At 52.7% G+C, this 25484-nt stretch carries 25 protein-coding genes and 4 pseudogenes; 14 read left to right on the forward strand and 15 right to left on the reverse strand.

The annotated features are described in order from the left end of the window. Positions 1 to 18 precede the first annotated feature (18 nt). Together HS1genome_RS09955 and HS1genome_RS09960 are read right to left on the reverse strand one after the other, a co-directional pair. The gene (locus HS1genome_RS09955; RefSeq protein ID WP_158613795.1) at positions 19 to 1227 is read right to left on the reverse strand and encodes a M20 family metallo-hydrolase; all 1209 of its coding nucleotides are present in this window, start codon (positions 1225 to 1227) and stop codon (positions 19 to 21) included. Positions 1228 to 1285: 58 nt separating this feature from the next. Further along, positions 1286 to 2302 carry an NAD(P)-dependent alcohol dehydrogenase gene (locus HS1genome_RS09960; protein ID WP_126450894.1) on the reverse strand — a complete coding sequence of 339 codons (1017 nt, stop codon included), beginning with the start codon at positions 2300 to 2302 and terminating at the stop codon, positions 1286 to 1288. Positions 2303 to 2514: 212 nt separating this feature from the next. Between HS1genome_RS09960 and HS1genome_RS09965 the strand changes: the two genes are divergently transcribed. Both HS1genome_RS09965 and HS1genome_RS09970 read left to right on the forward strand, forming a co-directional pair. Further along, positions 2515 to 3456: a polysaccharide deacetylase family protein gene (locus HS1genome_RS09965; RefSeq protein WP_162299846.1), complete on the forward strand. Its 942-nt coding sequence runs from the start codon at positions 2515 to 2517 to the stop codon at positions 3454 to 3456. 14 nt (positions 3457 to 3470) lie between these two features. Then, positions 3471 to 4460 (forward strand): asparaginase, encoded by a 990-nt coding sequence (locus tag HS1genome_RS09970; protein ID WP_126450898.1) that lies wholly within the window; start codon positions 3471 to 3473, stop codon positions 4458 to 4460. Positions 4461 to 4463: 3 nt separating this feature from the next. Here HS1genome_RS09970 and hydA read toward each other — a convergent pair whose 3' ends face one another. Then, on the reverse strand, positions 4464 to 5849 hold the full coding sequence (gene hydA / locus HS1genome_RS09975; protein WP_126450900.1) for a dihydropyrimidinase: 1386 nt from the start codon (positions 5847 to 5849) through the stop codon (positions 4464 to 4466). 8 nt (positions 5850 to 5857) lie between these two features. Then, positions 5858 to 6655, reverse strand: a complete 798-nt coding sequence (locus tag HS1genome_RS09980; RefSeq protein ID WP_126450902.1) for a nitrilase-related carbon-nitrogen hydrolase — start codon at positions 6653 to 6655, stop codon at positions 5858 to 5860. Between the two features lie 353 nt (positions 6656 to 7008). Here HS1genome_RS09980 and HS1genome_RS12130 point away from each other — a divergent pair, with 353 nt between their 5' ends. Then, positions 7009 to 7179: a hypothetical protein gene (locus HS1genome_RS12130; RefSeq protein WP_158613796.1), complete on the forward strand. Its 171-nt coding sequence runs from the start codon at positions 7009 to 7011 to the stop codon at positions 7177 to 7179. Between the two features lie 822 nt (positions 7180 to 8001). Here HS1genome_RS12130 and HS1genome_RS09985 read toward each other — a convergent pair. After that, a pseudogene (locus HS1genome_RS09985) lies at positions 8002 to 8367 on the reverse strand (transposase); the annotation flags it as partial. On the opposite strand from HS1genome_RS09985, the pseudogene HS1genome_RS09990 reads away from it, so the two are divergent. From HS1genome_RS09990 to HS1genome_RS10010, 5 genes and pseudogenes are all read left to right on the forward strand, one after another. Further along, positions 8359 to 8823, forward strand: a pseudogene (locus tag HS1genome_RS09990) (zinc ribbon domain-containing protein); the annotation flags it as partial. The pseudogenes HS1genome_RS09985 and HS1genome_RS09990 sit on opposite strands and share 9 nt — an antisense overlap. Before the next feature lie 121 nt (positions 8824 to 8944). Then, on the forward strand, positions 8945 to 9901 hold the full coding sequence (locus HS1genome_RS09995) for a hypothetical protein (RefSeq protein ID WP_126450904.1): 957 nt from the start codon (positions 8945 to 8947) through the stop codon (positions 9899 to 9901). A gap of 174 nt (positions 9902 to 10075) precedes the next feature. Next, positions 10076 to 10386: pseudogene (locus tag HS1genome_RS13230) on the forward strand (4Fe-4S dicluster domain-containing protein). Between the two features lie 873 nt (positions 10387 to 11259). Beyond that, positions 11260 to 11616: a DUF488 domain-containing protein gene (locus HS1genome_RS10005; RefSeq protein WP_126450906.1), complete on the forward strand. Its 357-nt coding sequence runs from the start codon at positions 11260 to 11262 to the stop codon at positions 11614 to 11616. A gap of 218 nt (positions 11617 to 11834) precedes the next feature. Beyond that, positions 11835 to 12281 carry a hypothetical protein gene (locus HS1genome_RS10010; RefSeq protein WP_126450908.1) on the forward strand — a complete coding sequence of 149 codons (447 nt, stop codon included), beginning with the start codon at positions 11835 to 11837 and terminating at the stop codon, positions 12279 to 12281. Between the two features lie 135 nt (positions 12282 to 12416). On the opposite strand, the gene HS1genome_RS10015 is transcribed toward HS1genome_RS10010, so the two are convergent. Beyond that, on the reverse strand, positions 12417 to 12782 hold the full coding sequence (locus HS1genome_RS10015; protein WP_126450910.1) for a DUF302 domain-containing protein: 366 nt from the start codon (positions 12780 to 12782) through the stop codon (positions 12417 to 12419). Between the two features lie 508 nt (positions 12783 to 13290). Between HS1genome_RS10015 and HS1genome_RS10020 the strand changes: the two are divergent. The 3 genes and pseudogenes from HS1genome_RS10020 to HS1genome_RS10030 form a co-directional block, all read left to right on the forward strand. Further along, a pseudogene (locus HS1genome_RS10020) lies at positions 13291 to 13960 on the forward strand (transposase); the annotation flags it as partial. Between the two features lie 575 nt (positions 13961 to 14535). Continuing rightward, positions 14536 to 15015, forward strand: coding sequence for a hemerythrin domain-containing protein (locus HS1genome_RS10025; RefSeq protein ID WP_126450912.1), 480 nt, complete (start codon positions 14536 to 14538; stop codon positions 15013 to 15015). 1 nt (position 15016) lies between these two features. Next, positions 15017 to 15370: a metal-sulfur cluster assembly factor gene (locus HS1genome_RS10030; RefSeq protein ID WP_126450914.1), complete on the forward strand. Its 354-nt coding sequence runs from the start codon at positions 15017 to 15019 to the stop codon at positions 15368 to 15370. Here HS1genome_RS10030 and HS1genome_RS10035 read toward each other — a convergent pair whose 3' ends face one another. The 9 genes from HS1genome_RS10035 to HS1genome_RS10070 form a co-directional block, all read right to left on the reverse strand. Beyond that, positions 15371 to 15820: a helix-turn-helix domain-containing protein gene (locus HS1genome_RS10035; RefSeq protein WP_232018758.1), complete on the reverse strand. Its 450-nt coding sequence runs from the start codon at positions 15818 to 15820 to the stop codon at positions 15371 to 15373. Positions 15821 to 15961: 141 nt separating this feature from the next. Beyond that, on the reverse strand, positions 15962 to 17065 hold the full coding sequence (locus HS1genome_RS10040) for a nitric oxide response protein (RefSeq protein ID WP_126450918.1): 1104 nt from the start codon (positions 17063 to 17065) through the stop codon (positions 15962 to 15964). A 5-nt stretch (positions 17066 to 17070) separates the two neighbouring features. After that, positions 17071 to 17784, reverse strand: coding sequence for a hypothetical protein (locus HS1genome_RS10045; RefSeq protein ID WP_126450920.1), 714 nt, complete (start codon positions 17782 to 17784; stop codon positions 17071 to 17073). A 59-nt stretch (positions 17785 to 17843) separates the two neighbouring features. Next, entirely contained in the window at positions 17844 to 18665 is an 822-nt protein-coding gene (locus HS1genome_RS10050) for a hypothetical protein (RefSeq protein WP_126450922.1), read from the reverse strand. A gap of 37 nt (positions 18666 to 18702) precedes the next feature. Further along, complete coding sequence (locus tag HS1genome_RS10055; protein WP_126450924.1) at positions 18703 to 19599, reverse strand: NAD(P)-dependent oxidoreductase; 897 nt, start codon at positions 19597 to 19599, stop codon at positions 18703 to 18705. Between the two features lie 112 nt (positions 19600 to 19711). Continuing rightward, the gene (locus HS1genome_RS10060; RefSeq protein WP_126450926.1) at positions 19712 to 20425 is read right to left on the reverse strand and encodes a helix-turn-helix domain-containing protein; all 714 of its coding nucleotides are present in this window, start codon (positions 20423 to 20425) and stop codon (positions 19712 to 19714) included. A 592-nt stretch (positions 20426 to 21017) separates the two neighbouring features. After that, positions 21018 to 21557: a phytoene desaturase family protein gene (locus tag HS1genome_RS12135; protein ID WP_158613797.1), complete on the reverse strand. Its 540-nt coding sequence runs from the start codon at positions 21555 to 21557 to the stop codon at positions 21018 to 21020. Beyond that, positions 21536 to 22456: a phytoene desaturase family protein gene (locus HS1genome_RS10065; RefSeq protein ID WP_229768262.1), complete on the reverse strand. Its 921-nt coding sequence runs from the start codon at positions 22454 to 22456 to the stop codon at positions 21536 to 21538. Before HS1genome_RS10065 ends, HS1genome_RS12135 begins: the two co-directional genes overlap by 22 nt. A gap of 14 nt (positions 22457 to 22470) precedes the next feature. Continuing rightward, positions 22471 to 22929 (reverse strand): sterol desaturase family protein, encoded by a 459-nt coding sequence (locus HS1genome_RS10070; protein ID WP_126450930.1) that lies wholly within the window; start codon positions 22927 to 22929, stop codon positions 22471 to 22473. Between the two features lie 96 nt (positions 22930 to 23025). Between HS1genome_RS10070 and HS1genome_RS10075 the strand changes: the two genes are divergently transcribed. From HS1genome_RS10075 to HS1genome_RS10085, 3 genes are read left to right on the forward strand one after another with little or no spacing between them, the layout of a single operon-like run. Then, the gene (locus HS1genome_RS10075) at positions 23026 to 23889 is read left to right on the forward strand and encodes a phytoene/squalene synthase family protein (RefSeq protein ID WP_126450932.1); all 864 of its coding nucleotides are present in this window, start codon (positions 23026 to 23028) and stop codon (positions 23887 to 23889) included. Then, positions 23856 to 24584 (forward strand): lycopene cyclase domain-containing protein, encoded by a 729-nt coding sequence (locus HS1genome_RS10080; RefSeq protein WP_126450934.1) that lies wholly within the window; start codon positions 23856 to 23858, stop codon positions 24582 to 24584. The genes HS1genome_RS10075 and HS1genome_RS10080 overlap by 34 nt, the downstream gene beginning before the upstream one ends. Beyond that, positions 24545 to 25477, forward strand: a complete 933-nt coding sequence (locus HS1genome_RS10085; RefSeq protein ID WP_126450936.1) for a hypothetical protein — start codon at positions 24545 to 24547, stop codon at positions 25475 to 25477. The genes HS1genome_RS10080 and HS1genome_RS10085 overlap by 40 nt, the downstream gene beginning before the upstream one ends. Positions 25478 to 25484 lie beyond the last annotated feature (7 nt).

Raw genomic sequence — 25484 nt, forward strand, 5'->3', positions numbered from 1 at the left:
TAAACTTTTCTTATGTTCTTAGTCGGATAATTCCATTATTACTTCCTTAAGTAGCTTCACCCCCTTCTCTACCTGCTCCCAATCGGTATATTCGTCAGGTGCATGGCTAACTCCACCCTTGCTGGGAACGAAGATCATGCCGACTTTAGCCACGCTTGCCATTACTTGCGTATCGTGGAGCGCCCTGCTTGGCATCCTCATATATGAGAGCCCAAGTTTCTTAGCAGAGGACTCTATCTTTGATACAACTTCTTCAGAGCACTTGACTGGCTCCTCAAACAGCTCTTTGTAGCCAACCTGGACCTTCTCCTCAGCGGCCGCCTCGGTTGCTTCGTTCAGTACGGCTTCCTTTATTGCCTTCATGTCCTCGGCTTCAAGACTCCTTATGTCTACACCCACCGTCACTTGACCACTGATGACGTTCATTACGTTGGGAGTGACGTCCAATAGTCCCACCGTACCTACTGCCTCCTCCACTTTCTTGGTCTCTCGTCTCACCGCCAATATGGTTCTTGCAGCAGGTATCATGGGATCCCTACGCATATTCATGGGAGTCGTTCCGGCGTGGGACTGTCTTCCCTTGAAGGTGATCCACAACCTCTGGACTCCTACTATTCCGGTGACAACTCCAATTTCCTTGCCCATCGATTCGAGTACTGGGCCCTGTTCCACGTGAAGCTCCACGTGATGAGCCACGTTACCTACGAATCTGTCGATCCTGGTGGCCTTAGTTCGTTTGGAGAACTCCTCAAAATCCTTAGGGAAGGGATTACCAGAGTAAAGTCCCCTAAAGCCCTCTAAGTCTGTGGGTCTCAGAAGCCCCGCGAAATACTTGCTTCCCAAGAACGGAGTGTATGCGTTTCCTTCCTCGTCGGTGAAGACTATTACAGCAATGGGTCGTCTGGTTCTCACCATATCCTCATTGAGCTCTCTCACCACCTCTAAGGCCCCCATAACCCCCAGAGCTCCATCGAATATCCCCCCGTTCATGACCGAGTCTATGTGGGAGCCAGTGGTGACAAATGGACCATCAGATTCACCCTCTCTGACTCCTATCAGGTTCCCAGCAAGATCATAAAATGTCTTAAGGTGTAGTTCTTTCATGAGTGATACTACAAATTCCCTAGCCTCGAGGTCCGGAGTTGACATTGAGGGCCTGCTTACGCCACCTCTAGGGTCCTTACCTATTTCCCCTAAAGCCTCTAGGTATCTTCTAATCTGACTCACGAGAAAGTATTTGGTAATGGAAATTAAAATTGTTTGCTGAATTGCTGTAATAGATCAGCTAGGGTACCAAGACCGCTCTTCCCTCCACACCCCCGTCCCTGAGCTTATTAAAAGTGTCGTTGATCTCCTCGAAACTGATCCTCTGTATCCTTGACCTTACCAAGCCCATCTCAGCCAGCTTTACGACTTCAGTCAGCTCAGTTAGGGTTCCCCAGCTACTGAAAGTTACGGCTATTTCGGATGCCACCCTCGGAGAGTACTTCATTGTTCCTCCGGCCTGTCCCACTATTACCACTATGGACTCCCTGCCCGCCATTCTCAACGCCTGATCCATTGTGGAGTCGGTTCCCACCAGATCTAAGACTCCGTTTACTCCCTCCCTTCCTGTGAGATCCATAACCGCTTCAACGGGATCTTCAACAGAGGCGTCAACAGTAAGGTCAGCACCTAGGTCCCGAGCTTGTCTTAGCCTACTCTCCTTAACGTCAACAGCGACGAGTTTTGAGTAGGGAGCGAAGAGTCTCAAATATTGCAGCGCGAAGGACCCCAAGCCCCCGATCCCTAGGACTACAGCAATGGTTCCTGGGAAGAGGTAGGAAAGCATCTTCTTTATCGCCCTATATGGAGTCAGGCCTGCGTCGGCCAGTGGAGCCGCTTCCACAGGATCCGCGTTGAGTGGGACGAGGTACCTATATGAGGGGACGAGGACGAATTCAGCGTACCCTCCGGGCCTTCCAACTCCCATCCATCCGGATGGGTCGGAGAGGTTGCCTTCTCCCCTTATACTGTGTCTATCCGTCCTCTCGCTCCATGCCCCGTAGACCACGACTCTTTCCCCTACACTTACTCCTTTGACGCTCTCACCAACCCTCTCCACGTACCCCGCCACCTCATGCCCTAAGGTGAAGGGGAGCGTAGGTAGAGTGGCGATCTTCCCCTCGGCTATATGAAGGTCGGTGTGGCATATTCCGGCTCCTCCTACCCTAACTAGAACTTCCTCCCCCCTCGGAGTTGGTGTGGGAACTTCCCTTATTTCGAGCGGCCTTCCGTAGGCCATTAACTGGATGGCCCTCATAAGTCTTACTACTCATTCAGGACTAAATTCCTTAACTCTGGACACGAAGGTCCAATTGACAGTTTGAGCCGTTTCGATCCATCATTTGGTCCTTAATTCTGAGATATAATCGGTGATAGAACGGCGATCCGTCGAGTCGGCAAAAACACTATCTAAACGTCGGTAGTTGAGGTGAGTAAGTTTAAATATTGTGATAAGGTATATGGGTAGACGTGAAAGAAATATTCGTGTCCATAGGGGCAGACGCAGATAGCGTGGCCGGCTGGCTAGGTTCCTACGGAGGACAGGACTCTCCCCACGACATATCGAGGGGAGTGTACGCCTCCGAAGTCGGCATCCCCAGGCTCTTGTCCCTTTTTAAGAGGAAGGGAATAAAGGTGACCTGGTTCCTTCCAGGACACACTGTGGAGTCCTTCCCTGAGGAGACGATGATGATCTACGAACATGAGCACGAGATAGGGGCCCATGGTTACTCCCACGAAAACCCAGTGAGCATGACCCCAGAGCAGGAGGAAGCGGTGTTAGTTAGGTCCATAGAACTCATAAGGGACTTGACGGGGAAGAAACCTGTGGGTAACACGGCGCCCTGGTGGGAGATGTCTTCAGTGACGGTAGAGCTACTCCTGAAACACGGTTTCAAGTACGATAGAAGCATGGCCGACAACGACTTCCAACCCTTCTACGCCAGGGTGAACAGGAGGTGGACCAAGATAGACTACTCTAAGCCGGCCAAGGAGTGGATGAAGCCAATATACTTGGGTGACCTGGTGGATTTGGTGGAGTACAGCGCTAACTGGATGCTGGACGATCTACCACCCATGATGTTCAACAAGCACGCGTGCAACAGCTACGGGTTCACCAACCCTAGAGACATTGAGCAGATATGGAGGGACGAGTTTGACTGGATGTATAGGAACTACGATTACGCGGTCTTCCCCTTGACCATTCACCCAGACGTGAGCGGTAGGCCGGAGGTGGCGCTCATGCTTGAGAGGTTCATAGATTACATCAACACCTTCCCAGGCGTGAGGTGGGCCACGTACGAGGAGGTGACGGAGGACTTCAGGAGGAGGAAGCCCTTCCAGAAGGCGCTGGAGGAGTACAAGGCTAGGCAGCAGAGGATCGCGGAGTACCAGAAGAAGCTCTCCAAGTAGACGCGTGATCTTCCTTGACCCTTCCCAGAGTCTCCGTTATAGCGCTAGGTGGTACAATTTCCTCAGCGGGGAAGGCGGGAGGAGGTGTTACAGCAACGCTGAGAGCCGAGGACTTGGTAGCCTCTATTCCTCAGGTGACTAAGGTAGCTGAGGTCTCGACGTCCACGTTTAAGCTAGTGGCGGGGCCTGCGCTCACCTTCGACGACCTCTTGCAACTGAGGGATCTCATAGTGGAGCAGGTTAGGAACGGAGCGCAGGGTGTAGTGGTCACTCAGGGCACGGACACAATAGAAGAGACGTCGTTCTTCCTAGATTTGACGCTCAACGTGGACGTACCAATCGTAGTAACTGGCGCTATGAGGAACCCAACGCTACCCGGAGCGGAGGGTGCAGGTAACCTTTACGATGCCCTACTGGTGGCATCTAGCCCAGAGGCCAAGGGTATGGGGGTGATGGTAGTTATGAACGATGAGGTTCACCTGGCCAAGTACGTACAGAAGATGCACACTAGTAACTTGGCCGCCTTTAAGTCACCCCTGCTAGGGCCTGTAGGGTGGGTGACGGAGGACAGGGTTACCATAGCCCTTAGGCCCGCGAGACCTCACCCAACCTTCGAAGTGGATAGAAACGAGCCAGAGAGAAAGGTGGCCCTGTACACGGTATCGATAGATGACGATGGAGAGCTTCTGAGAGGACTTAAGGGCATGGGATATCACGGGCTAGTGATTGCTGGAACGGGGGGTGGGCACGTGACCTCAAAGATGGCAGACCTAATAGGGGAGTTGGCCAAGGAGCTCATAGTCGTAATGAGTACTAGGACCAGATCTGGTGAAGTTCTCAGATCCACGTACTCCTTCAAGGGAGGGGAAATATACCTCATATCTAAGGGAGTAATCCCGGCCAAACACTTGGATCCGTTCAAGGCTAGGATCCTGTTGTACGTGATGTTGAGGGCAGGGAAAAACGTGGAGGAAATAAAGAGGACTTTCGACGAGTGGGTGTGAACTTTACACTGTCGGGTTGCTTCCGGGGACGTAGGAACCTGATCCCTTACTTCCTATCACCTGACCTTCCTGGAACACGACCTCTCCCCTCCTTATGGTCATTACGTTCCAACCGGTGACAGTCACGCCGTCGTATATGGTGTAGTCTATGTTGCTGTGAAGTACGTCTGGAGTTATTTTGACAGTCAAGTTGGGATCTAGGACGGCGAAGTCAGCGTCGCTGCCTATCGAGAACGTTCCCTTCCTCGGGAAGAGTCCGTACAGCCTAGCTGAATTGTAGGACGTAACAGCAACCATTGTCTCCGGGGAGATCAGTCCCTTCCTGACTCCAAAGTGGAAGAGTATGGGGAGTATGGTCTCGGTCCCGGGTACGCCGTTGGGTATCTCGTTGAACGGAGGAACGGTGTCCTTGAACCTCCTCTTCTGCTGGTCTGAGTAGACGCAGTGGTCGCTCCCCACCGTAAATATCTCCCCGGACCCCAGCCTATGCCAGAGCTTGGTCCTCTGTTCGTCGCTCCTGTACGGAGGGCTGCACACGAACCTATGGCCGTCAGGCCTCCTCAGGGCGTCCACGTTGAGGACTAAATAGTGGGGAGTAGTCTCGTTGAAGAACTTGTACCCCTTCCTCCTGTAGGAGCTCATCACGTCAACTGACTCTCCAGTAGACGTGTGCACTATGTACATCTTAACGCCCTTCCCTAGTACACTTCCTATGGTCGCCACCCTGTTGGTGGCCTCGACCTCCAGCTCCTCGGGCCTAGTGTAGGAGTGATACACTGGCTCCACTTTCCCCTGTCTCAGGTACTCCCCCACTAGTTCATCTATTACTTCCCCGTTCTCCGCGTGCACTCCCACCACCCCTCCGTTCTCGGAGATCTTCTTGGTCAACCTGTAGATTTCACCGTCAGTCAACATCAACTCCCCCTTGTAGGCCATGAAGAGCTTGAAGCTCACTACCCCCTGTCCTATTAACGTAGGTATCTCTTCCAAGGTAGCGGGAGTCGCCTCCCTCACGATCATGTGCAGTCCGTAGTCGGAGATCACCTTGGGGTCTGCGTTAGACCTCCACGTCTTATAGGCCTCCAGCAAGGAACTCCCCTTTGGAGGTGTGATGAAGTCCACTATGGTAGTCACTCCTCCAGCGACCGCCGCCCTAGTTCCGTGGAAGAAGTCGTCGGCCGTGACCGTCCCCATGAAGGGGAACTCCATGTGGGTGTGACCGTCAACTAGGCCGGGAAAGACGTACTTACCGGTGAGGTCAATTACCTTGGAGGCCTGTTCCTGTAGGTCTCCCGCCACCTTCGTGACTTTTCCGTCCTTTACCGCGACGTCGCACTCCACCGGACCTGCCGGAGTGAAGACCTTCGCGTTCCTTAAGAGGAGGTCCATAGACCCACCTACAGTCCATAGGAGGGTAGCCTCTTCTTTAGGAAAGGCCTCCTGATCCTGGCCTCAGCGACCTTCTCCACTGAGACGTCCGCGTAGAGGATCTCCTCCTTGCTTCCCGCTCTACTCACCACATCTCCGGTGGGGGATACCACCAGCGACTCGCCGAAGTATGGGTTCCTCTGGCCCTCGTACTCCGAGCCCACCCTGTTGAGACCGACCACGTAGGTCGTGTTGAAGACCGCGTGAGCTCGCATCTCCAGCTCCCAGATCTCCCTGTACGACGCTACGCTTGGGATAGCCACCAACCAGGCCCCATTCACTGTCGCCGCCCTCACCGGCTCTGGGAAGTGCCTGTCGTGACATATGGCCACCCCCAGTTTAACTCCCTCCACATCGAAAACCGGGAAACCTAGGTTCCCTACCTTGAAGTAGTAGTACTCGTTGAAGCCCGGCTCCTGAGGGAGATGGGTCTTCCTGTACTTGCCTACCACCACCCCCCTGTCTATCACGAAGGCGGTGTTGTAGAAGTCCCCTCCGTCCCTCTCGAATATGGGTACAACCACCGCCACACTCCTCTCCTTAGAAACCTCCTTGAACTTGGTGATCGTGTAGTCGTCCTCGGTCTCGGCGAACTTGAAGTGTTCTGGGTTCTGCTCGAAGGGGAAGTACACGGTGGGAGAGAGCTCGTCCAAGATTATCAGCTTAGCGCCGTTGTCGACTGCCCTGTTGACTAGCTCTACTTGTTTATCCACGTTCTCCTTCCTGTCCCACCCCATCGAGGTTTGAACTGCCGCGACCCTAACCAAATTTCATCGTAATACTAATCACCTTGTTAAATATAAAAGTGATCTTTAAACAGGAGGCTTTATCAATTCCCTCACTCCAGTAAAGATCGTCCTAAGTTGGGCTAGGGTGAGGCGAAATAACCGAAGGAGGAGATATAGCGGATTGAGCCGTCTGCTACCTCTCGTAAGCGTGGTACTCAGGTCGTCTGGTCCCACGAAGCACTCTCCTGGGCGTCGCTCCAGCGTTTCTTCAATCGGCGTAAATATTGCGAAAAGGTGGAAGGCTCCTGGGGAGCAGCCAAGACGAGAAAGGATACTGCTCTCCTGAACGTCCAAACTCCCCCAAGCATGGTAATCTAAAGAATTTTAGGAGAATGCCCTCCGCCATGGGATCGCTCCCCATGACAGACTCTGACTCGATACCTCCCACCCTCGCTGGCTACCCCGCCGTGAAGGGCGGAGCTTCTCGTTTTTCGAGAAGTTGTGGCTCCACCGAGGGACACTTCGGCCCCGACGCAGATATAGTCGTTGCTTACGAGTCGTGAGTCGAGACGGAGACATTTCGCTTACTCTCACCTCGACCAAGGCGCCTAGGGAGCGCTCATCCCCTCTATGACTGTGGCTAAAAAGAGCACTACAAACTTAGCGAACTACCCCTCCCTCACGGACGTGGAGTCCTCGCGGTGAGTCCCGCTCCTCGGAGCGATATCGATCTCCTTACGTAGCGGAGGTTCAGTGGAACCGTCCTGTGAACAGTACGGAAGGGGGATCGCGGAGGGTTTCCTCTCCACGGGCGTGAGTTCCCCCAGTCCCGAGGGTGCGACCCAGCTCTTTCAGTTAGGTCTAGAAGACGTTGGAGTCTCATTAACGTTTTTATAAGAGGGTATCAGTCCTCACGGAAGGGGACCCCCTTAACCCCCATAGGGTTAAAACTCCACAAAAGGGGCCATCTACCTCGAAAGGCGATCCTCTTCGAACCTCCTTCTTCATAAAGGACTGTTTTCGTGAGTAGTCCTGAATGTCGTTGTAGTGGATTTTAGGATAACGAATGGGACACACTCAAGATGGAAAAACATCTTTTTCCGTTGAGTAAAATAGTGGAATTATTGACGTATCGAGTGCATCTATTATAGTCCTTCTGCATATATAGCGTCAAGTAAAATAGATTAAGACAGCTTCTACCTTAGTCAGTATGGATATAAATCAACAGTATCTATATTGTACAGAAAAATTTTCTATATATATGCTATTTTATCTTAATAGGGGATGGGGACCCCTTCCGTGGGAGAGGGAACCGTCCCTTCACCTTCAAACCCGAGTTCACGAACGCCCTACTTATGCCAGACGTGAGATTTGGGGTTTGGGCTTCATAGGATTTCATAATATTTAATATCAATCCTCAACCCTTGGGCTTCACCAGAGTCCCGGGATAACCCGTTCACACCCCTCCGCTCCTTTAGCGGGATAACCCCGACCCACACCCGCGGTATTTCACGGACGTGGGGAAACCCGCACATCTTGAGGTAGATATTCAGTGATGCGTTTAGTTGTCTGTCTAGGGTGAACCCGCACCTCTCGCAGTTAAAAGTCCTGCCGACCTTTCGGGAAACCCGTCCACATCTGGGGCAGGACTTAGACGTGAGGTATGGGTTCACCTCCTTTACGAAAGAACCGTAAAGGGGAGCCTTATATTTTAGAACGCTATGAACAGTCCTCCAAACAGTCCTAGAGAGATTAGTAGGAACCACGGCAACAAACTCACTGTAAACTTCTGGAACTATAGTTATGTCGTTAAGCGTTTTGAGGAGATTGGGGAGGAATTAGGGATTAAGATTGTTAGGGTGAACGAGTCTTACACTTCTAAGTCTTGTTCCCTGTGCGGGGAAGCCCACGAAAGTGGGCGTATTAAGCGTGGTTTGTTCAGGTGTCCCCGCATGGGGAAAGTTATAAATGCGGATTTGAATGGGGCGATAAATATTCTACACATCCCCGAGTCTCTAGGATCTGGGAGTGGAGGGCAACTCCCAGTGAGGGATAGGGGTAACGGACCGAAGGCCCGGCCCGTGGTCCACCTCTGGACGAACGGAGCGGGGTGGGTGCTATTAGCACCCACCAGCTATGAAGCGATGAAAATGAAGGCGGTAAACCACGAACCTATGATCCGCCCTAAGGGGACCCTCGCCCTTTAGGGCGGGGAGGAGGTCAGAGTTCCTTCTCACGGCGGACGGAAAGAAGTTGACAAACATTTGTCACTTTTGACAGAAGGCTTAATAGTTAACAAATATATTGACAGACTGGAATCAGGCCGCGTTGATAGTTGATAACCTGTCTAGGGACGTCTTAAGGGCACTTCACTTTCCACAGGAGGGAGACGATTCCTTCAAGCCACCCACGGTCTCCGGAATTTCCACGTCACTCAACGTCAGCTTCTCCGCAGTTGCGAGTAAACTGAGGGAAATGAGGGAAACTGGACTCATCCCAAAGAAACTCTCCATGGCGATTAATGGGGCCTACATCAAGAGGACTGAGTACTTGCTCTTGGGGCTTGTAGACAGACGTGGTGCCTCGGAAGTTGAGGAGGCGATGCGCACTGATCCACCGAGGTATGTGCTCACTTTCCACCGGGCCAACATGGGTACTCCTAACACTGCAATAGTTCTGGTGTTTGAGCTTTTGGCGGAAGAGACCGAGCTTGAGGCTAGGGCCAGGGAACTGGAGAGGAGCTTCCCTTCACTCAGGCTTCTGCCGGGGAGGGCCCAGAGGCTCGAGTTCCCAACAATAGAGCCCTCTGACTCCTACGAGAAGAGGGTGGTTAGGAACCTCTCGGTGGCTGGGTCCTTCGAGAGGAGGGTACTGAGAGCGCTGTGGGAGGACACCGATTCCACCGTCCCCGAGTTGACGGACAAGGTGGGTGGGAAGAGCTACAGAACGGTGAAGAGAGTGTTAGACGCCATGGTGAGGGTCAGGGCCTTCTGGCTCTTTCCAGAGATAGACTCGGCCGCCATGCAAGACGGAAGCATGTTCGCCATAACGGTTCAGCTCGAGGGTTCCTCAAGGGACGGCACTATAATGCTACTGAAGGAGCTCCTCAGGGACGACTACGTGATGTACAGGGACTACTACGCCGACACGGTGCCCTTCGGTTGCGTTTACAGGTCTAGGAGGGAATACGAGTCAATCTTGAATAGGTTGAACTCATCTGGTCTCCACTTCGTCGTGTTTGACGACTTCAGAGGTTTTTCCACCAAAAACTGTCCACTCGACTAGTGAGAATTGACTGGTTCCCGAAAGGTTAAGAACGCGGAGGGACTGCTTTCATCTGAAAACGAGGAAGAGAGGGTCCGCTAGAGGCCTCTGTGGAGTGACGCTCTAGTTCCATCCTCTACGTCAGTTAACGATGGGCTCCAGAGCGAAGCGGACAATGTAACTTCCCTAATCTAAATTTTAGGGATAGACCCAAGTTGTAGGATTAGGAAGTTGGTGGGAACGTGAGGGGCATAAACTCTACAACCCTGTTAACTCTCCCAAGGTACTTGGAGCCCACGGTACAACTGTGGAAGTCGGTTTCGATCTGTGTATAGCTGACGGTTCGCCCATTACGGCGTGTCACGCTTACGTTTTCAGGTGGTTCGGAACGTCAGGGAATCCCTCTCCAGAGGAAGGCTGTTCGATTTAACGAGTCAGTGTGTGCACTCTGCACGGCCCGCGTCAACGTGTGTCCGGTGGCCGCCATAGACGTCAAGCCGTCCTGAGCCTTCCCAGCCTCAGTCCTAGTGCCCCCGTGGACACTTAACGTCTCTGAATTCCACAGCCATTTAGATAAGGGCCAAAACTCAGAGGGAGGGTAATGTGACCTTAACTTCGTCTTAGTTGGTTTCAAGTCCCCTTTACCGATCCGTCCCATTACCACAGCGGACCCGGTCTCCAAACCTAGGTCCAACGGGTAAACTACCCTCGTCCACGAGGGTGGAGTCTCTTGCGAATGTTAGACGATTCGTGTGTCATACTCGCTTCGTAAAGATCTTTTACTACTTGTGGGGACTTTCTTCTCTCACATTCCCTGCCCTCCAGTACTTTGGACTAAACGTGGTCCGGGTCTCACGTTTCCCTCACTTCCAGGGGTTACTCGTTCTCACCGTCGACTTTGGGTTTACATCTCACATTCAGTGGACAGTGAGGGGCGTCGGAACTCACTCCTCACGAAAAGGGGACCTTTCATCAATAGCCTCTACTCCCTGTGAAAGAGGGAAGGAAAACTCTGTTTGCTTCTCAATCCTATCGAGCCCTCAATCGAGCTGTGGAAGAGCGCGATTAACATTACTAAATGATTCTAAAAACCAAATAAGTGAGAGAGCTAGCCGTCCCTTAACCCCCGCTCTTCTGTAAAGGCGTTCTATCCTACCCCTCAACTAGGGGGAGAAGAAGGAGCTCGGCCAGCAGGTACCCTGCAGGACCGCCTAGAGCTGAAGGTGCTCGCGGGCGTCAGCTAGGGCATTAACGTGAGTGATCGCGTGCCCCCAACTTCCAGTAAGTAGAAAAGGCGCAATATTGTTCTAGGGACCCGCTCTACCCTGGCAGGTGACGGCACAAAAGCTTTTTTGCTCGTATCAGTGAAAAACTTCATCATGATTAAAGTGAAACGTATATACGATGAACCTTCTCCTGAGGACGGTCTCAGAGTCCTGGTAGACCGGCTTTGGCCTAGAGGAGTCAAGAAAGAGGTAGCCCGCGTAGATGTGTGGCTCAAGGAGATCGCTCCTTCAGACGAACTAAGGAAGTGGTTTTCCCACGACCCGGGGAGGTGGGAGGAATTCAAAGTGAAGTACAGGGAGGAGTTGGAGGGCAACCCTAACCTGGCCAGGTTGGCTCAATTGGTTAGGGAGAACAACGCGGTGACTCTCCTCTACTCGGCCAAGGACAGAGATAGGAACAACGCGGTGGCGTTGAGGGAGGTCCTAGAAGGTTACTTGTCGCGAAGCTGAGGCTGACCCAGATTCGCTCTAACCTCCCCGAATTATCCCCTCTTTCCGTTAGGAACTTACCCAACTCACTTACCTTTCCTCTACTTGTTGTTTGGACCAAAGGAGTATCCCATTCTAACGTCCAGAGCGTCGACTTCCCAATAACCTTAGTGAGCCCCTAATAGATTAGGGATAGATTTCAAAACGATGACGTAGAGAAGAGGTTTGGTGGGAACGTGATGGCGAAAGCAGAGTTAAGTTTCAGGCCCCCATATTCTGTGGTCGTACTCTCGAACACTAAGAGATTGACGTCCAGGATGCTTCAGGTGGAGCTGGGAGGCGTCACAGTCACTGTGGCTGCCCTATCAGGCCCGTTGAGCTACGTTTCCGCGGATAGAAATAACGTCTACGTGAATGGGTTGGACGAGAGGGAAGAACTCAACCTAGCTAAGGACATCGCGGAGTTACTCGCGTTCGAATTGTTGGGGGAAGATTACGATGCCGCCAAAACGAGCGGATGGAGGCTCGCGAAGGAGGACCACGAAAGGGACTCACACACCTACACCTCGAGGATATGGAGCGACACCTCCGGCTCAATTTCCCTCTCGTTCAGTCTAACGGTTTATCACTCAAACAGGAGCAGACCAAACCCATACGTGATCCTGAACGCGCAGCTGGAGCCCTAAGGTAAATGTAGATAGACTTCATAGAAAGTCATAATTTAAATTTCTATATCGTTCTAGGAAAAATCAAGTCTCAATCTGAGCACGGTAGTGCGATGGAATTCTCGACCTAAGAAAAGGAGATTTGTATTTTCCCAACTAGATGTTCAGAATGTTTTCCATTAACGAGTCCATCTTTTTGAGGATGTCGTTATTTTTTATACCGTACTCTTTCCCTATCTCGCTTGGTTTCCTAAAGCCCACATAGGTCTTCCCGGACGACGTCCATACGACAACTCTCAATGGAAGCTCATAGGCTATCTCCCTAACTTCCTGCATTAATATCGTCCCAACTTTGGGATTACCGAAATAGATGACGACGGTTGGCTCCAGCTCCATCCCAACTTTCTTGGCGTTCGTCGAGTGGTCGATCTCAGCTAGAACTTCAGCTCCCAGTCCGTACATCTTTTCCTTAAGTCTCTTCACAGTTTCGTCGAACGAATAGGGGGACTCTACAGTTATCATGGACAGTCGTGCGTTGGCCAACTGTGTCGATAATAAGTCTTTTCCCAACTTAGACACCTGTGGCCTCCTTTCGAGCTACCCCCACCCTTAAGGGTGGAGTTTCCTTCTTCACAGTCCCCTCGACCTGGGGGCGGACACTTAGGGTGACTCCCGTCCAGGAAATATACACGTGTCGTCACTCCTACTGGGGCCGCCGGCTGGTGCACACTGCACGGACTTCAGCCTCGACCAGGGGCGTTTAGGTGGGACTCGCCCAATCAGCCAGCGTGAAGACGTTTTACGTCGTTTAAACCCTCCGCAAAGGGGGGCCTTCCAACGGTAAGGGCCCAGGCTCTCAGTCACATTCTAACCTCGTCCTTATATAATTCTCACCACGGGCCTGCCGAAGAAAGTTGGGTCTACCACTGAAAGGCAGATGTGTTTCTATCAAGGTGGGGAACCATATCTCCCGTCATTATCACCTTCTCAGATCGGGGATCGCCGGAGCTTCCCGTTTCTCTAGGTAGAGAGCAAGAAGATAAGTGAAGTTCAGAAAGTTTTAGCAGGGCATGAACGAAGGAGGAGTAGGAAATTGAAATTATTGTATGATAAGAGGAGTAAGTTTCTGAAGCATGTTTTGAACAGCATAGTAAGGGGAGTGATGGAGGAGTTGAGGAAAGGGGAGTGATGGAAGTCGTCGTGGGGTATCCTAAGGAGATATCACGAAATCGCGGTAACAAACGTAATAAACTTACTGTGAACTTCTGGAATTACGGTTATGCCATTAGACGTTTTGAGGAAGTCAGGGATGAACTAGGGACGAGAATAGTTATGGTGGACGAGCACTACACTTCTAAGACGTGCTCCCTATGCGGGGAAGCCCACGAAAGTGGGCGTATTAAACGTGGTTTGTTCAAGTGTCCCCGCATGGGGAAAGTTGTAAACGCAGATCTTGAGCAATAAATATCCTACTCATCCCCGAGTCCCTAGGAACCGTGGGCAGAGGGCTCCCCACGGCGAGGGATAGGGGTAACGGGCCGAAGGCCCAGCCCGTGGTCTACCTCTGGACGAACGGAGCGGGGTGGGTAGTTCCCACCAGCTATGAAGTGATGAAGGTGAGGGAGGTAAACCACGAACCCGTGATCCGCCCTAAGGGAACCTTCGTCCTTCAGGGCGGGGAGGAGGTCAGCAGATGCTAACTCTAGAGACCGAGACGGCCTCGCAGTTAATTGCCTTCAAGAACGCGGATCGTCACAAGCAGTCTGACCCCTCTTAAGTCTGGAGGGAACGAGGCACGGGGATTTCTAACTAAGTTTCGACTCCATTTTCATTATCCCTATGTAGTTGGTGAAGTAGTTGCGACCACGGACGGCCTCCAGTCGGCATTGGTGGAGGGACGAACTACGCGACAGTATTGCTGGCGAGGGAATTGGACGTGAGGTTCGTCAGCGGGCGCGACGCAATTGAACCTCGCTCGGAAGGAAGACGGCTAACTGTCGCTCAGCCCGTCGAGGCCTAGGACGTGGCAGTTATTTCGGGCCTGTAAGTCTTGAGTTGTTTCCCCCTTTGTACATATTGGGAGGGTTGTTGAGGCCAAGCGGCATTTTCTCGAACGACGCGTAATGGGATCCCCGTCTAGAAAGGGCGAGGAGGATCGTCATACAGTTTGAAGATACGGGATTTTACGTCCCCGATGTTTCCTGAACACTGCGACTGATAATCCCTTAAACTTAAGGGGTATCATCTTTAATGGAGGAGTTCGACTCCACACTTGATGAGAGACGTGGACGAAAACAAGGTTTCCTCGGTCATGATCTCGGACCACGCGGAAGAGGAGGACCTCCTAATTCAAGTGGAGGAGGCCGTAGAGAGGGGAGAGGACGCGCTCCCGAAGTTCGAAATCCTCGAGGCCAACCTCAAGAGGCACATATACGCCGAGGAAGAGATCCTTTTTCCTCGGATAGAGGACGGGAGTTGGCGCCCTGTCGTGGAGGAGCTGATGAATCAACATTGCGCAATTTGGGACGGACTACGGGAGTTCAAGTCGAACGTGGGAACTAGTGAGGCTCCAAAGGTGTTGAACAGACTCTACTCCCTCCTGAAGGTTCACAACTCAATAGAGGAGGGAGGAGTGTACGGGGCAGTGGACGACTCGATGACGACGCCGTTAGACCTCGAACGTGTTGAGGTACCTCTGGGGTGGGAACCCCTCTTCACCATCAACGGCGCGGGGTTAAGGAGCAGGAGATATTGAGATGTCGAAGACGGAGTGGAAGAAAAGTATACTGGATGGACTGAGGGAGGTCTACGATCCCGAGATACCCATTAATGTGGTGGACCTCGGGCTGGTGTACGAGTTGGAGGTCAACGAAGAGGGAGACGTGTATCTCAGGATAGGGGCTACGACGCCCTCCTGTCCGGTGACTGAGGACTTGGTCTATACGGTGGAGCTGGTCGTCAGGGAGAGGGTGCCGGCAAGGAGTGTGCAAGTTGACCTCGACTTGGAAACCAGGTGGACGCCGTTCATGATGACCCCAGAGGGTAGGAAGGCGTTTCAGAGGTCCTTCGGATACGATATAGTGGAGAGATGGTCAAGTAGAGCGAGGTGATTAGTCCTTCTGTATTCCCTCCAGGAAGTCCTCTACGACCTTTTTCAGGGCCCTCCTCAGGAGTTCCTGGGCTGACGCTGGAGCCACTCCCAGAGTCCGCGCTAGCTCAGTGAGGGTCGCTTCCCTATCGACGTCGAAGTAGCCTTTCCTGAAAGCTAAGAGGAGTGCCTGAAGTTGTCTAGGAGTTAGATCCTTCCTCCTCGGCTTCGCAGGAACGGACTTCGTGACTCGCGGCCTGAGGCCGAGCCTGTCCAGCTCCCTCAGCACGTCTCTCACGTTTCCCACTGACGGGACGAGAAGCCTGTAGACTATCTCGTTCTGACTCAGGGGCCACGCGTTCAGAGTGAGGACTTCGGCGCTCGAGAGGAACCTGCAGGCTGAACAGCTGGGTGACCTCGCCCAAACCCACTCATCCCCTAACCTCACCACCTTCACTCCCACGGACTTCATAGCACTTCTAGTCTGTGGGTCCAAGTCCTTCACCCTGATGAGGTGGTCACTGACCTCGCCCTTTGGGATGACCCTCTCTATTACAGAGTGTCTCCCCCAAGGAGGTGCATTACTCTGCAGTCCTCCCTCCTGACGTAGAGTTCAACCTGAATGGGTTGTTTCACCCTTAAAAGTAAGGGAGGCTCTTTTTTCAACCTTTCTCACCTGCCTTAAGACTTGCGTCAGGGTGGAGGCGAAGAAGTAAAGTATTCCTAGGCCTTGAAGAGGTGCAGCGGAGAAGACTATGGGGAAACTCAGTCCAAAATCGAAGGCAAACCTGAGAACTAGGCCGAAATTGAGTAGAACCAAAGGGACGTAGGATGGCTTCAACCTAACTCTCGTACCAGTGAGCGAAAGTAGTGCGTCTGCTAGTACAGAGTCCACCCCGAACACAACGTTAAAGAGGAAACCTACCGCCAAGGAGTGAACGAAGACGTCGTAGTTCCGCGACAGGATCCCGCCTAACAGGAGCCAACTCCACGCCATAATGAGGGACAGTCTAGGGTACAACCTCCCCCTAGAGCGAAGCAATCCCGAGCCGTGAAGGGAGAGAGCCCATCCCGCGACGAGGAAGAGGGACGAGACCTGAGGAATTGTATATGTTGTGATTCCAATCAGGACCAGGAGAAAGGAGACCGCAATCTCTCCTCCCTTGATCCTTCGCCCTCCCAACACCAGACCGATGTCCCTCACTACAACCGAGAAGACCGTAAGCACAGGGAAGGACAACGAGAGCCACGGCAGTTGCACCACGGCCTCAACGCTTGCGACGAAGGCCGAAAACTCCAAGGTGAGGAAGAGGAGGTAGTTGTGAGGGCGGGGCTTAAGGCCCATCGCCGACGAAGAGAGATAGACCTTCGAGTGCCAGAGAAGTAGGACGAGGGCGATGTCGACGAGGTAGAACGGGACCTCAGGTACTCCGAAAATGGAGGAGAGGTTTGCCGCAAGGACTACGGCACCGAACGAAACCACGAACAGATCTGGGGCGGGAGAACCTCGCCACTCCACGCTCAGGGACACGAGCACCTCGTTTCCTATTAGAGTCAGAAAGAACCCATAGACCATGATGAACCAGTGAAACCTGAAGAACGTCGTAGGGAGTTGTAGTGGGAACCCTTGGAGGTCCATGAAGTTGAACACGGCGGGAATTCCACCTAAGAGGAGTAATCCCACACCCTCAATGAACAAGAGGAGCCCGGCCCTCATCGCCCTCACATGTGAAGGAGGGATGGTAGGAAGCGTTGGAGAACCTCCGTGCCTAGAAGGAACGCAAACATTAGTCCCGTCCTCCTGGCCCCAGCCTTACCTAGCCTCCTTATTTCGGTACCTGAGGTCAACTTTGGTCCAGGGCGAAGGAACCTGAGGGTTGGCTCCACCAGTGACAACCACAGGATTGGAAACGGACTCGTCAACGGGAGGAACACGAAAAGGAAGGCCAACCACGTTCCCCTGAGCCACCAACTCCCAACTCTTCTGTGCGGGAGCTTGTACTCGACGTAGAGCGCCTCCACGAGTCCGTAGGCCCCCCACAGCAAGTAGATCCTCAGGTCTAGTGGGGAGATCGCGCCGACTATTGAGACCCATGGGAGGTAGAGTAGTGGGAGGCCGGCCGTGCCAAGGACCTGAGGTAGGACGCTGAACCTAGCGTACGACAGGGCTATCGCTAAAAGGAAGATGGAGGCGGGGACGAGCACGTAGGGAGTGAGGAGGAATAGATAAGGAAGTCCGTTGATCGTTAGGAGGGCCCAGTCGCGAAAAGACATCTTCCTAGAAAGCATCCTACTGTAGGTTAAGTCGACAGTGAGTCCGTGGAGTAACGCCAAGGGCGGAAGAACGAGTGCGATCAGCTTCCTTCCCTCCGCTAGGGAGAGCCCCAAGGTGAAGAGGACCAGAAGGTACGCGGCCCTATTCCTCCTTCTTTCCATGGTGTCGAAGGAGGCTAGCCCTTATAAATTAATGTGACCTAAAAGATTAGGGGACTAAATTACAGTGCCCTGACAACGAACTCGAACACCTGGAACTGGGGTTCCCCCTGGAACTGGACGAACACTACGTTGTTGTTGATCTGCCCAACGACGTAGGTGACGTTCCCAGTTAGTCCCTGAGTTGTGAAATTGAAGTAGTGAAAGCCATCTAAGGTTCCGTTCCTTGCCCCTCCTTGGGTGGCGCCGTAGAAGTAGGAGTAGAGGGTGGTTGCGTTAGGTCCCTGGAACACGCTGAGCTGCACGGCTGACGTGGGCCCTAAAAGCTGCTCGGCCGACTGAGTGAAGTTTCCGTAGGGCGTGGTGATGTTCGACAGCTCGAAGCTAGTGAGGTTGAGGTTCTTGGACTGTGGATAGAGAAAGGACGGGAAGGACAACACCACTCCGTCCCTCTGTGTCATGACCGCTTGCTCCTCTTTCAAGAAAGGTTGAAGATCTACCGGCGTAGTATTACCGGTCACATTTACCGCAAGCACGTACCTGCCATAGGCCAGGTTAGGGATTGACTGATTGAACTCGACCTTTCCAGGGAAGTGTATGACCCATATCACCAGCGTCGAGTTTCCATTTTCTGCGACCTCTTGGTAAACTGCGTCGGAGCCGGGGAACACCTGATCCACGGTCTGAGAGTAGTTGAACTTAGCCAAAGAAATCACCTTCCAGCCCGGAGAAACGGAGGATACCTGTCCCTGCGTCGGGAGGTATACCTGAGGGGAGATCCCCGGAGTAACTCTCGTTGGGGAGGTGAGATATATCCCCGCAGCCACCACTGCCGCAACAACTACAACCGCGACCACGGCGGCATACACGATTCTTTTCTCCATAGTCGTGGTGAAACTTCCCAGCTTAAAAGGGTGGGAGTCAAGTGCTAGAGTGATTCTGGCGTTCAGAGAGTCTCTGGTAAACCTTAACTAAGGCCTGGGTGCCCTTTTCACCTAAACCCATGGCGTTAAGGGCACTGTACAGCTGCAGGACCACGGCCGTTCCAGGGAGGGGAACGTCGAGCTTCGTGGCCACGTCGATCGCGTACTTCAGGTCCTTTCTAAGGTGAGCAGCTCTGAAGCCTGGCTCCATGTCACCCTTCATTACCTTGGGCATGTAATACTGCACCGTGAACGAGTTGGCGGCCCCGGTGCTCAACACCCTAAAGAGGACTTCGAGGTCTATCCCAGCCTTCCTGGCTAACGCTATGGCCTCGATCATGGCCATCATGTTCACCCCCACGACAACTTGGTTGAGCAGTTTCAGCATCTGGCCCGCGCCGACTTCTCCCGCACGCACTATGGTCTTACCCATAGACTCCAGTACAGGCCTCACCCTCTGGAAGACTTCCTCCGCTCCGCCCACCATTATAGTGAGCGTCCCTTCCCGCGCACCCTTATCTCCTCCTGTCACTGGGGCGTCTAAGAACTCAACTCCTCTCTCGGAACAAAGATAGTGGAACCTCTTAGCGTGATCAGGGGAGTTGGTGCTCATGTCTATCACGACTGAGCCCTTCGCCGCTCCCTCCAGCACTCCATCCTTTCCTGAGAGCACTTGCTCCACGTCGGGGGCGTCCGTTACCATAATTATCACTACGTCGGAACTCTGCGCCACTTCCCTAGGAGAGGAGGCCACTGGCACTCCTTCCTTCCTGAAGGTATCGGCCTTGGACCGAGTCCTGTTGTAGACCACCAGAGGGAACCCGGCCCTCCTAACGTTGGCAGCCATGGAGGAACCCATGAGGCCGAGGCCTATGAAGCCTACCCTGAGAGCCATAGGAAATGTCAAAACAGGTGGGTAATAAGCTACTCACTTTCGCCTCGCTCCCACTTTCTCTTCTTGAGACAACTGACCATGGAGGTCGTAAAGGCAAAGAAAGGTGACCTAGTCATACACGACGGCAGGGTCTATTACGTTGAGGAGGTGGAGGAACGAGAGGGTCGTACAGTACTAGTCCTGAGTCAAGGGGATTGAGCGCTCCTAGTTCCCTCGCTGCCAGTTTTCCTGATATCCTCCTGAGATGTTGAGTTAGTGAGACCTTGCTCATTCCAAGGCGAGCCGCCACTTGGGAGGCGTTTGCCCTCCTAGGCGAGGAGAAGTACCCCATCCTCAAAGCCGTAGCCAGCACCTCTCTCTCCCTCTCCGTGAGTCTGGCCGAGTTTCCCTTGAAGTAGGAGAATTTAGTGGCAGAGACCTCTTCCACTTCAGCCACAGACTCTATGGACTCCCTCAACTTGCTGACCCTAGTGCTGGGGACAACCGCTATCCAAGTCTCCTTTCCGTTCTCCACTAGCTCCCTAAACTCGTAGGCCTCCCTTACCATCAGTTGAGTCACGCTCCCCTCTAAGCGGGTCTTCAATCTCAACATCGCCAGCCCCTTCTCCGACAGGAGTTCGGCTATCCTGACTTCTTCGATCCTTGGATGACTTTTCAACTCTGCCAGAAACTGGGTTAGCTCACAGGACCTACCTTCTAATCGTACAGTGTCTAGGATGAAGCTTCCGTCGACATATGTACTACGCTTGAGTACCTTGACGTCGTACTTACCGGTCAGCTGGGTCCAGTCTTCGTGGCTCAACCTGAACTTGGTGACTGTAAGCATCGTGTGACAATGTCAGAGCGGCGAAGTAAAAAACTTCACTGAATGCGTTTCACACCAATAGCGTCTTTCTAACCCCCGGATCTCAAAAGTTCCTCTCGTCCCTGGAGTTACGTCTCCTGTTCAAAAAGTGTAGAAAGAGTTCACTCGAAATGTTCTGCCCCCGAGGGCGAGGAGTTGTTCACACTCCAAACCAATTGACATCGACTCCAGCCCCGGGGGTTCCCCTCATCTATCAGTGACTTCACCTCTGAGGGGGGTCCTGACCCCCGTTGAGGTCAACTACAGCAATGACATCACCGTCGTTCTAATAACTACAACTAAATGTAACTTACGGGGAGGACTCCCTCTCGAGCTTGTCTACTTTGGTCCCGCAAAACTAACGTTTGTTCAGTCCACCCTTCCTAGAGAGACTCAACGAATCCCGATTCAAGTTTCTTCAGTATAGATGAAAGCACACGAGTCCCATTTACGCGTACCTCTTTCGTTACTCTCGACCGTATCTACGGCAGACTCAATAGTTAGAACTTCAAGGATTACAGAGCGAAACGGGAAGAGGTGAAGAGCACGAAGGAGAGACTTAAAAGTGATTTATCTAATTTTTTTGATTTTTCAGTATTAATCCACTGACCAATTGAGCCGAAATGACCACCATAGGCACCCCGACTCCAGGATGGGTGTATTGGCCGACGTGATAGAGATTACGTAATCTCCTGTTCCTAAGGGGCGGTCTCAAGGAGGCGGTCTGAGAGAGTGTATGAGCTAGCCCAAATGCTGTACCCATGTAGGCATGGTAGTCCCTCTCGAAGTCTTCTGGCCCGAATACTTTGAGGAACTCTACGTCCTCAACCTCGCCTAAGAAGTCCTGAACGGCCCACCACGCCAACTTCAGTTCACGTTCTCTATCGCGAAGACCTGGGGCCACCGGAATTAGGAAGAAGAGTGCTTCCCTGTCCTCGGGACACACCGTTGGGTCGCTCTTACTCCTGACGCTGACGTAATAAGAGATAGAGCTAGGGGGTGGCCACCTCTTCTGCCCGAACAGGGAGTTGAAGTGTTCCTCCCACTTCCCATTAACTACGATGTTGTGATGGGGGACGTCCAACTTCCTCCTCAGTCCCACGTAGGCCAGCACAGCGGAAGGAGCCAGGGTCTTCTCTTCCCAGTATTGGGGACTGAAGTTCCTGTAGTTGTGAGGCAACATGGACTCCGCGTGAACATAATCGGCGTTGAACACGAACACGTCTCCTCAACCCTCCTTTTACTTGTCCTCACCGCAGACATCCTATCCCCCTTTACTTCTACACCTACTACTTCCTCCTCGTAAGAGTAGGTGACTCCCAACTCTGTTCCCAAACTCACCAACGATTCCACGACGTTTCCGAAGCCCCCCTCCGGGTAGAAAACCCCCTGACCCAGGACAGGGTAGTTGACTAGAGCGTATAGCCCAGGTACCCTGTAGGGATCTCCGCCGAGGAAGACCGAAGAGAAGTCGACCAGTTTCAGAAGTAAGTCGGAGGAGAAGAACTTCCTGTTGAAATTGTGAAGCGAAGAAAGTAGGTTGAGGGATCTTACCTCTTTCAATATTTCAGGATCTATGATGTCTATCAAGCTCTCGAAAGGCCTGTAGAGCAGCTTTTTGAGGGCAAGGTCGTACATCTGCTTCACCGTCGATATATAAACAGACATCTTGCTACCCGCCCCTCGTTCCACTCTGTGTACAACTTGCAGTAGTTCCTCCACGTTAGAGGGAACTTCCAAGTCTCGCTCACCCACTTTGAGCTTAAAGGAAGGGTTCAGTTTCTTTAACTTGAAGTAGTCGGACGGGTCCCTGCCCAGCTCCCTGAACAGTCCATGCATCACCTCGGGCATGAGGTACCACGACGGTCCCATGTCAAACTTATATTCTCCCACCCTCAGAGTCCTAGCCCTGCCCCCAGGTGATGAGAGTTTCTCCAGGACCTCGACCTCCACTCCACCCCTAGCTAGGAGGGCTGCTACAGACAGCCCTCCTATACCCGCTCCAACCACCACAGCGCGCAACTACTTCACGCCCTAACTTTCCTCTCAGGAAAGTGGTCTAATCCTGGAATGATCAGAAGGAAACCCCAGTTCCCCTCCCCTTCCTCGTGATGTAGGTCGTGCACTTGAATGAGCCTTCTAAGGTAGCGATTGTTAATGCCCCGCCTTCTCAATCTGGCGTGCCTGTCGTGTATTATCATGTCGTGCACAGTCAAGTAAGATGCGCCGTAGGCCGCCATCCCCAAGGCCACGGCTAGGAGGTAGTAGTCCCCCGTCCTGAACCAATACCAGACCAGGGTGGTGGCGATCCCGGCGAACATCAGGCCGAAAAGATCGTTCCTCTGGAAGGTGGAGTTCGAAGGATAGTGATGGTCCTTATGCAGGCTCCAGAGTACCCCGTGCATGACGTACTTGTGCGTCCCTCTGGCCACGAACTCCATTCCGACGAACGTCGTTAGCCCGACAACCAACAGCTCAACGTCCATAATTTAACGTCGTTTAGTAGTGTTTATAAAACTGCGTTGAAAGGAAGTTAAGGGAACTTCTTTACTACTGTAGAGGGCGGTCTAACAGGTGAAGGGTTGTCCGACGAGGAAGAACTGCAGACCATATTCAAAAGGGGAAGCGTCACCTACTTCAACAGCAGTGTGTTCTTCCCGATTGGGGTGAGGAAAGACGCGACAAGGCTCTATGCCTTCGTTAGAGTGGCGGACGACCTAGTGGATTCGGTGCCGCAAAAGAAAGAGAAGTTCTACGAATTCGTTGAGAGTTTTAGAGAGGCCAGGAATGGTAAATACGTGAAAGACGTGGTAGTAAACGAGTTCGTCGAACTGGAACGGAGGAAGAAGCTCGACCGAAAGTGGGCTGACGATTTCCTCAAGTCCATGGAGATGGATCTGGGGAAGAGTGTCTACAAGACATTCGACGAACTTTGGTCCTACACGTGGGGATCAGCTGAGGTAATAGGACTCATGATGGCGAAGGTGATGGACCTTCCTTCAGAGTCTTACCCGTACGCGACAGCGCTGGGAAGAGCGATGCAGTTCCTCAACTTCATAAGGGACGTCATGGAGGACGTGTCGATGGGAAGGCAATACCTTCCACTGAGGGAGATGCATAAGTTCTCCCTGAGCTCGTTGTGCCCAGCTGAAGTTGCGGAAAAGCCGGAAGAGTTCAGAGAATTCCTTAGGGAGATGGTGAGGAAGTACTTAAACATGCAAAGGGAAGCGGAAAAGGGATACAAGTACCTTCCACTGAGGTATCTTGTGCCTATAAAGACGGCGTCAGATATGTACCTGTGGACCGCAAAGAAGATCTACGTGCAGCCGGAAGTTGTTTACAGACTAAAGGTGAAACCAAGTAGAGAGAGGGTATATTCGAGGGCCATAAGGAACTTCGCGGGGTATTCCCTTTGGAGGTTCTTGCTCCCCACCTTGCGTACTTAGAGGTAGACCTAGCGATTGCTGTGCCTGGGATAGTTTCCTGCGCAGTCCCCGCACTAAGGAGGACAAGGTCATTCAGGGCTCTAGCGGTAAGTTCTCTGATTACGGCAGCACTGTTCATTCTTTGGGACGAGCTGGCGGTTAAGTTCGGGACCTGGAGTTTCGACGCGAGGTGGGTACTCCCTTACAGAGTGGGGAATCTGCCAGTGGAGGAGGTGCTATTCTTCTTTGTGGTGCCATTCAGTTCCCTCCTATTCTACGACGTATTGAAGGATAGATTGAGGGGGGAGTTCAGCTTCTCTAAGAAGTGGGTGCTGCTTTCCGTGGGAGTAGAGTTGATGATGGCTTTACTATTTAGAGAACATAGTTACACGTGGGTCGTACTAACCTACCTGGCTCTCGGCACTCTGATATCTCTCAAGGTGGACCCTGAGCTCATGAAGTCGCACGCGTTCTGGGCCTTCGTCGTCCTGACTTACTTTCCTTTCCTGTTCTTCGATTACTTGCTCACGGCGATTCCGATAGTAGCTTATGGGAAGAACGCCACGTTAGGATTGAGAGTGGGAACCATCCCGATTGAGGACTTCATCTACTCGCTTGCCATGTTCATGTTCTACGCCGCTCTCTATAGGTCCGTCTCGAGGAGGATTGCGAACCAATGCGGGGAGACTACTACAGCGACGACACCAGGAGTGTAGTGGAGTTCTACTCCAACTTCCCCGACGGGAATGCCCTAGTCGAGTGGATGAGGGAAAGACCGCGGGCCTCCATCAGAGTGCTCAAGGTGGAAGGGGGAGACGTCGCGGTAGTGGTCCCTACGGCAGACGCACGAGGATCCCTAGCAAGAAATGCGCTCAGGGTGTTCAAGGGCGCCACAGTATTCTTGGTGGAGAGCAGCGGTCTGAACTTCAACTACGGGAGGAGCGTGAACTTCGGGCTCGAGGAGGCCATTAGAGAAAAGCCGAAGTGGGTGATCGTGTCAAACGACGATGTCCTCGAGGTTGACCCCTTCGTGAACCTACTTGACAAACTTTCAACTCTCGATCATAAGAGGGAGGTTTTAGTCCACGCCGTCCCAGGAATCTACCATTCCTATCCTACAAGGATCTTCAGGATCTCCCCCTCCTTCCCTCGGGCTATGTCGATCTTCGGAAGGCTGTCTAGGAACGTAGTGATCAGGGTACAAGGACAATTATACAGTAGGTACGGAAGGAAGCTCGGGGCAACCCACATAGTTCTCCCTGAGGAGATGATGGGCCCTCTCAAGGGTAGACTGTCCTCGTTGGTGGGGGAGGAAGAGTGCCGGTTCCTTAACGTGGGTTCGTTCGGGGTAATGTCGAGGGCTTTGGCGTCCTCAACTAAAATGGACGAGACCTTCTTGAACTCCCACGAGGACGTTCTACTGTCTCTCATTTCCACCCCAGAGGTGGTGTGGTTTCGAATAGGAGAACGTGTCGGGGCCTCCTTAGGCACTTCTGCCGCCAGGTACGCTAGGGCCTTCGCCAACGAGGTGTACTTCAGCTCCATCGCCAGAGAGAGGGACCTCTGTGAAAGGTGGAGAGTAGTTGAGGGAACTAGTTTTTTAAGGTAACGAAGCG

This window comes from Sulfodiicoccus acidiphilus, assembly GCF_003967175.1.
Taxonomy (GTDB): domain Archaea; phylum Thermoproteota; class Thermoprotei_A; order Sulfolobales; family Sulfolobaceae; genus Sulfodiicoccus; species Sulfodiicoccus acidiphilus.